This window comes from Mycobacterium sp. (genome assembly GCF_052144515.1).
In the GTDB taxonomy this organism is placed as follows: Bacteria; Actinomycetota; Actinomycetes; order Mycobacteriales; family Mycobacteriaceae; genus Mycobacterium.
In genome coordinates this window covers 1-6,053 of record NZ_JBKQQD010000289.1, presented here as the reverse complement: position 1 = coordinate 6,053, position 6,053 = coordinate 1, and the positions used below count along the sequence as shown (strand labels likewise).

Annotated in this window: 10 protein-coding genes; 5 read left to right on the top strand and 5 right to left on the bottom strand. The window is 61.5% G+C overall.

Annotated features, from left to right (window positions below):
• Positions 1-297: 297 nt before the first annotated feature.
• Together ACLP9N_RS19080 and ACLP9N_RS19075 are read right to left on the bottom strand one after the other, a co-directional pair.
• A complete protein-coding gene (locus ACLP9N_RS19080) occupies positions 298-627 on the bottom strand; it encodes a hypothetical protein (RefSeq protein ID WP_442408881.1) in 330 nt (109 codons plus the stop codon).
• Positions 628-1,156: 529 nt separating this feature from the next.
• Positions 1,157-1,516 (bottom strand): hypothetical protein, encoded by a 360-nt coding sequence (locus ACLP9N_RS19075; RefSeq protein WP_442373997.1) that lies wholly within the window; start codon positions 1,514-1,516, stop codon positions 1,157-1,159.
• Between the two features lie 374 nt (positions 1,517-1,890).
• Here ACLP9N_RS19075 and ACLP9N_RS19070 point away from each other — a divergent pair, with 374 nt between their 5' ends.
• Positions 1,891-2,736, top strand: a complete 846-nt coding sequence (locus ACLP9N_RS19070) for a DUF5131 family protein (RefSeq protein WP_442373999.1) — start codon at positions 1,891-1,893, stop codon at positions 2,734-2,736.
• Here ACLP9N_RS19070 and ACLP9N_RS19065 read toward each other — a convergent pair.
• Positions 2,624-3,619, bottom strand: coding sequence for a three-Cys-motif partner protein TcmP (locus tag ACLP9N_RS19065; protein WP_442374001.1), 996 nt, complete (start codon positions 3,617-3,619; stop codon positions 2,624-2,626). The genes ACLP9N_RS19070 and ACLP9N_RS19065 overlap by 113 nt on opposite strands.
• A 188-nt stretch (positions 3,620-3,807) precedes the next feature.
• On the opposite strand from ACLP9N_RS19065, the gene ACLP9N_RS19060 reads away from it, so the two are divergent.
• A complete protein-coding gene (locus ACLP9N_RS19060) occupies positions 3,808-4,038 on the top strand; it encodes a hypothetical protein (RefSeq protein ID WP_442374003.1) in 231 nt (76 codons plus the stop codon).
• Here ACLP9N_RS19060 and ACLP9N_RS19055 read toward each other — a convergent pair.
• Complete coding sequence (locus ACLP9N_RS19055) at positions 4,006-4,320, bottom strand: hypothetical protein (RefSeq protein ID WP_442374005.1); 315 nt, start codon at positions 4,318-4,320, stop codon at positions 4,006-4,008. The two genes, ACLP9N_RS19060 and ACLP9N_RS19055, sit on opposite strands and share 33 nt — an antisense overlap.
• Before the next feature lie 93 nt (positions 4,321-4,413).
• Between ACLP9N_RS19055 and ACLP9N_RS19050 the strand changes: the two genes are divergently transcribed.
• On the top strand, positions 4,414-4,548 hold the full coding sequence (locus ACLP9N_RS19050; protein ID WP_442408880.1) for a hypothetical protein: 135 nt from the start codon (positions 4,414-4,416) through the stop codon (positions 4,546-4,548).
• Positions 4,548-4,877 carry a hypothetical protein gene (locus ACLP9N_RS19045; protein ID WP_442374008.1) on the top strand — a complete coding sequence of 110 codons (330 nt, stop codon included), beginning with the start codon at positions 4,548-4,550 and terminating at the stop codon, positions 4,875-4,877. Before ACLP9N_RS19050 ends, ACLP9N_RS19045 begins: the two co-directional genes overlap by 1 nt.
• A 72-nt stretch (positions 4,878-4,949) precedes the next feature.
• Here ACLP9N_RS19045 and ACLP9N_RS19040 read toward each other — a convergent pair whose 3' ends face one another.
• Positions 4,950-5,234: a hypothetical protein gene (locus tag ACLP9N_RS19040; RefSeq protein WP_442374010.1), complete on the bottom strand. Its 285-nt coding sequence runs from the start codon at positions 5,232-5,234 to the stop codon at positions 4,950-4,952.
• Here ACLP9N_RS19040 and ACLP9N_RS19035 point away from each other — a divergent pair.
• A complete protein-coding gene (locus ACLP9N_RS19035) occupies positions 5,221-5,469 on the top strand; it encodes a hypothetical protein (RefSeq protein WP_442374011.1) in 249 nt (82 codons plus the stop codon). The genes ACLP9N_RS19040 and ACLP9N_RS19035 overlap by 14 nt on opposite strands.
• The last annotated feature ends 584 nt before the right edge of the window (positions 5,470-6,053 follow it).

Sequence of the window (6,053 nt, the reverse complement as noted above, 5' to 3'; positions counted from 1 at the left end):
CTTTCAGTGCCCCCATGGGTCATTTCTCCAATTTCGGTCGCATGGCCCAGCCCAGCGCGATGATATAGCCGAAGATTGACCACCCTAGAAAGAAGTCCAGAATGAACACCGAACCGACGTTCACACCGCGCCACACCGCGATAAGGGCGGGCAGGCCAGCTCGGCGGCGGCATTCAGCGCATCCATGCGGGCGTATCGGAGATAGCACCGGCACATTGTGAGCGCATGTAGCGCGGGATCGATAGGGCATTTGGTAGGGCATTTGTCGGACATGGTGCAGCGATTGACAGGCCTATCTCATGCTCCGCACACGGACTTGTGCGCTGAGGCTTCGTCACAGAACGGAACCGCATCACCCAATTGATGCCCCTCGTTCCTCGTACCGACGTGGTCGCCATTGATCGAGACGGTGACCACTCGGCCTGGCGCGGTGTGATCAGGAGGGCCGCCAAGGTAGCTGTAGTCGCTTGCATTCATCACATCGACCTCGACAGGCACGCTTGCAGGGACCACACGGGAATCCGAGCTGTCCTTGACGTAGCCGAAGAACTTCCCGCTGCCGTCAGGAGTGCCGTCTGCATTGCCGTTGTAGCCAGTTAAGCCGATGTGGATGGTGGCGGAGGGCATCTGGAAAGCAGCGCACGCGGGGCACGCTGGGTCATCGGGTATCTCCAGCTCGATAGTCCCGTCAGCGGAGACGGTCAGCCCCCGGTGGTGTCCTGACCACTTTCCCACCAGGGAGGCGTAGGGGCTAGCCGAAGCCACAGACGGTGCCGGAGGGGGTGCCGTCACAGGCGGCGGTGGTGGCGCGGCGGCCACGGTCGTGGTCACAGACGGTGACAGAACCGGCTGTGGTTGAGCATTATTCGTGCTGTGTCTGCCGAAAAACGTTGACAACAGTAGGACCAGCGCCGCTGTTATGGCGGCGACAAGCACAGCGAGACCGACCCACATGAGTCGACCGTGCCAGTTGGTCGACATTTCGTCGGTATCGTCCTCGACTGACCAGGCTAGTTCTGGTTCGTCTCCTGGCGGCGGCGGCACTTGAGTCGTCTCGGCGTCTGCGCCGTGCTCGGATGCAGCAGTGTCTTCGGTGCTCACGGAGGTGACGCTAGGACCGCTTATAGGGCGTTGCAAGCTGCCGCATTGGTCGCTTTCACTTGTCCTTGTGTCGGTTGAGCCAATCCCGCAGGTCTTCGGGGTCATCGGGTGGTCGGCGCTCATTGCCGACGCGAGCGCCTGCCGCATCACTGACGAGCTTGCACTGCCAGCATTCGAAGGTGGTATCGGCTGCCGGAATGTTCTGCACCGTATTGCATCTCGGGCAGCGCACCGAGCGCATCCCGGTTGGGGCCAACGGCGGCAGCGCTGGCAACACGGCAACGATGATGAGGCCGATGACCGGAAGCAGGCCGGTGATGAAGGCCCAGCCGAGGGCGTCACGATTCTTGGACTTGGCAATGGCTCCGGCGGCGATGAGGCAGATGAGCCAGCCCGTGAGTCCGAGTCCGAACATGTTTCGTTCCCCCGCTTCCGCACAAGGCCCGTCCCTGTCGAGCCGAATCGCCGTGCTGTTCGCCCCGGTGCCGAGCCGGAGCCGTCGGCAGCCTAACCGACCAGGCAGCGCGTCCACTGGCGATCCGGTCAACCGCCTGGCCGTCCAGCTTCAGAGGTCGATCCCCGGGCCTGTGCGGCCCCGGACGCACGAAACCTGATGTGATGGCGAACGCTACCGGCCAACGGTTCTCAGAGCCTCTGAGAGCCGAGTCATTTTGACTCACTCCTGTTAGCACGTAGACATGCAGACGGCACCTAGACCAGCCTGTCGTGGCCGACCACTAGCATGTCGTACGAGTCGAATACGTGGCAGAGCCTACGAAGGGATCAACGGTGGCTGATCGGTCGGCAATTGAGTGGACAGAGGCAACGTGGAACCCTGTCACTGGATGTGACCGGGTATCGGCAGGCTGCGACCATTGCTACGCAATGACATTGGCGAAGCGACTCAAAGCAATGGGATCGGACAAATACCAAAACGACGGCGACCCAAGGACTTCCGGTCCAGGCTTTGGTGTCACGATGCACCCCAGGACGCTTGACGAGCCGTTGCACTGGCGGAACCCGCGTGTGGTCTTCGTGAATTCGATGGCTGACCTGTTCCACGCAAAGGTGACTCTGCCGTTTATCCGTGAGGTCTTCGAGGTCATGCGGGCGACCCCGCAGCACACCTATCAGATCCTCACCAAGCGAAGTCTGCGACTGCTGCGCGTTGCCGACAAGCTCGACTGGCCGTCGAACGTCTGGATGGGCGTCTCCGTAGAGGACTCATCTGCCCTGTACCGCGTTGACCATCTCCGGCAAGTACCTGCCGCTGTTCGATTCCTCTCGTGTGAGCCACTTCTCGGGCCGCTGGAAGGCCTGAACCTGCAAGGCATTAATTGGGTGATCGCGGGAGGCGAATCTGGGCCGAATTATCGCCCGGTAGAGGTCAATTGGGTTCGCGGTATCCGAGACGCATGCAGCGATGCGGGCGTGTCATTCTTCTTCAAGCAGTGGGGCGGTCGCACACCGAAAACCGCTGGGCGGCAACTAGATGGACGGCTGTGGAACGAAATGCCAGCGTCTAGAACCCTGGCTCGACATGCCACCAGTCGTTCGTTCGCGGATCCCACGTTGGTGTCGGCTGCCAAAGAATCTCACCGGCCTTTGAGTCTTCAACCGGCGGTAAGTCGCTGACCGGAAACAGGGTCATCGCGCCGAGCTTTTCAGATGCCCTCTCTTTTCTTGCCAGCTTTGCCTGTCGCATCATGCCTTGTTCGCGCTGTGCGGCCTGAGCGTAGAGATACCGCATGATGTTGTCTCCGGCCCAGTGGTCGGTGGCAAACACCATGTCGTAAACCGCCACTGCGTTGGGCAAGTGCATCGGAATGCGCTGCGTGTATTGGTATCCGAGGTCGTCCTGCAACCTAATCCGCATGAGGTTGACCATCTCATCGCGGTAATCGCTTGCAGATATGTCATCTCGCCACCGTGCCGCCTGAATTCGCTTCCAGTCCTCATTGCCGTACATCCGAGTGACTTGTTCGATGAACTTTGCAGCGTTCGTGCCTCGTACGCCTCTGACGATCATTGCCGGTGACATCAAGATCCAAATCTCAGTCTTCAACTTGCGGCGGTTCCGGCGGAAGTCGGCGACCTTTCTTATTGTCTCCCAATGCACTTCGGCTGCCTGTTGGTCAACGAACGCGAAGGCCGGTGCCCAGCGGAATGCGGCTAGCTCTGCGAGCGTGTCGTCTATCGTCGCGTTGCAGTCGCCGCGCACAACGCGATACCGGCTGTCGCCTGGAAATTGCGTTTTGAGCGCGGCTTCCAATTCGTCTGCAACAGCGGGGAGTTCGCAGAATCGGAGTTGAGTAAAGGGAGGATCGGCTTTCATTGCGACAATCGGCGAACCATCGAATTTCTCCCCGGTGTCGCGTTCCTCGTTCTCGGGCTCACCGGCCATCAAATCAAGGTAGATCCGTTGAGACGAAATCCGAGCCGCGTTATTAAGCGCTGGCAGGTACCCGGCCAATATTTCCAGCTTGTTGCGTGTCCAGTAGGACCACGGTCTAGCCACAGGAACCCCCCAAACCAGGCAGCTTGGGTGCTGGCCCCGACGTGGGGCGTTTTCGCAGCACCGTCGGCTAGTCAAGCACCGGGCCGTCGCTGTCGCTGCAAAGACACGCCCGTAAAGCCGTCCAGGTGGGTCGCAGCGGCACCCGGGCGGTCTGGCGTGTCGTCTCGCCGCCGGGGTAGACCTAGCGCATGGACGTCGGCGATCTGGTTCTCGGCACCGACGGCTCGTGGATGGTGCGACCTCCGGAGCGGTGCGGCAACGGGCACCCGATCACACCGGGCCGAGTCCTGGTCGGCACGGCGGTCTGCGCCTGCCAAGACCGACACCTGACGTGGACGTGTGAGTGCGGCGACACCAGCTATGGGCCACCCCTCGGCCTGGACTGCTCAGTGCTGAACGGACCCGCCGCCGTCCGCTAGACCCTCGCCGCCAGAACGACGCCAGGACCGCAGGGCCAGCTCCCTCAAGATCGCTCGCTGCTCATCCGGTGTCGCGTTGCCGGACGCGCCCTCGGCTTTCGCCAGGCGCAGCAGCAGCCAGCCGCAGAGGTTGACCAGGCCGACGGTCAGCTCAACGCCGCCGTCCGGCCCGGCGAGGTATTCGCCCACCCGCTGCGAGACGAAGTCGGTGCTGTCCTGCTGGTCGGTCAGCGCCGTCATCACGTCGATGGCCGTGCGTGTCGCTTCGTCCTTGTCAATCATGTGTCGAGCTTCGCACGGGTTGCCGGAATCCCTGCGGAAAGCCCCGCCGGGATCTGCCGCGACCAGCGCCGATCCGCGATTACACTGGTCAGCATGACCGGCACACCTAACACCCCCCGGCCCGAGCGGCGGCTGATCGCCCTAATCTCAACCGAGGGTAAGTCGAAGGAGCAGATGAAAGCCGCTGCGCACCAGGCGATTCAGAAGTATCTGGAGAGTAAAGGCTGATGAACGATCTAGAGCGCCGCTTTCAGGCCGTCACCATCGACGGTGTCCGAGCATCAAAAGCGTTGGGCTACAACCCAACTGAGTATCTGCAAATGGTATCTCGGTGGGGGGCCGTCGGGGCAGCGACCAGAGTCGTCCTGGCACCCTTGGCATCGGGTTTCGTCCGGCTAACCGAGATGGGCCATGTGGAACTGACCACCGAGACTACGGTCGTAAACGATGATTTCGCTGCGCTTTTCAGCGAGGAGGTGCGGCTGATTGCGCAGCAGCGGCTCGCCGCCGCTCACCAGTTCGTGCAGACAATCGACCGTAACCGGTTGGGGAACTGACCATGTCGGGCAAGACCTTTGAGATTATTCTCGGAGGGTCTCGGGCCAGGGCATTTTGCAGCCGGGCCTGCGCTACTGGGTAGGCAAGAGACTGGCGAGCGGATACGCCGCCTCGACAACGCTGACTGCCATGTCGACTGCCATCCGCGCTTGCTCGTCTGTCAACGGATGACCGGCATGAGTTGCGTCGTTACGTGGCTTGATAAGGTCGTCCCGCAGCCGTTTTGGCAATCCTGAGCGCAGCCTCTCCAGTAACTGTGTGCGCCCCTCAAGCGCCTTGTACCTTTCCGTTAGTGCCGTTCTTACGAGTTTGTCGGTGTTGGCCGTGGCGAGGTAGTTGTCAATGAGCGTCGTCATCGCGACCTCTGCGGCTGTTGCAGCGTCGATTACCGCCCGCGCCAACGTCGCTGCCGCGCCGCCGCTTACCGACCGTCAGCGTGAACGGCTGCGGCTGCTATTTCGAGCGCCGACCGTTGACGCATTGGCGGCTGCCGCGCCGGACATCAGTCCCGCCGTCGCGGACTCTGTTGCGGCACTGATAGTCCCAAGCCCGGTCGACCACCTGGCCGAGACGCCAACTGGCACAGGCTGAAACAGACTGCAGCCCGGTGGCTTTGTAAGCACACCGGGCCGCGTTGCTGCCTTCGGACACCACCCCTGGGGCCAGCGAGGAGAACACCACCGAAAGGAATCGAAAGGAGTCTCGTGAATAAGTCTAGCGCACAGCACAATCCGGTCGACAAGTTCGCCTGGCTGCGCTCCGTCTATGCCGCCGACTTCTCCGGTGCTCAAGCCATCTGACCTGCTGGCCGTCCTGGTCGAGGTGGCCTTGTGACCGGCGAAAGCCCGTGGAACTGCCGGGGCCAGTGCATGGGAGGTGTGGCAGTCAGGGCGCGCTTGACGTCGGCCTCCAGCGCGTCGAATACTTCGACGATCTCTTCCCGACAACTAGCACGCATGTTCGAACAATAGCCAACCGGTCCGACAACGTGCCGCGGTTATCCACAGGCAAAACTACAGTGACGCAAGTGATTTCAGTGGCGAAAACTTCTGTGGTTAAGTCGTACCTGTGAAGAAACTGATAACCGCGCTGGCTTCACTGGCCGGGCTCGCGGTCACCGCCAATGGCTATCAGCCGCTGAGCAAGCGCGGTTATCTATCGATCTACGCATTCAG

Bases quoted from the DNA above. Each gene is read 5' to 3' on its own strand.
- ACLP9N_RS19035 (WP_442374011.1), top strand. From the start codon at position 5,221: ATGAGCGTCGTCATCGCGACCTCTGCGGCTGTTGCAGCGTCGATTACC.
- ACLP9N_RS19080 (WP_442408881.1), bottom strand. From the start codon at position 627: ATGCCCTCCGCCACCATCCACATCGGCTTAACTGGCTACAACGGCAAT.
- ACLP9N_RS19055 (WP_442374005.1), bottom strand. From the start codon at position 4,320: ATGATTGACAAGGACGAAGCGACACGCACGGCCATCGACGTGATGACG.
- ACLP9N_RS19075 (WP_442373997.1), bottom strand. From the start codon at position 1,516: ATGTTCGGACTCGGACTCACGGGCTGGCTCATCTGCCTCATCGCCGCC.
- ACLP9N_RS19060 (WP_442374003.1), top strand. From the start codon at position 3,808: ATGGACGTCGGCGATCTGGTTCTCGGCACCGACGGCTCGTGGATGGTG.
- ACLP9N_RS19045 (WP_442374008.1), top strand. From the start codon at position 4,548: ATGAACGATCTAGAGCGCCGCTTTCAGGCCGTCACCATCGACGGTGTC.
- ACLP9N_RS19040 (WP_442374010.1), bottom strand. From the start codon at position 5,234: ATGACGACGCTCATTGACAACTACCTCGCCACGGCCAACACCGACAAA.
- ACLP9N_RS19050 (WP_442408880.1), top strand. From the start codon at position 4,414: ATGACCGGCACACCTAACACCCCCCGGCCCGAGCGGCGGCTGATCGCC.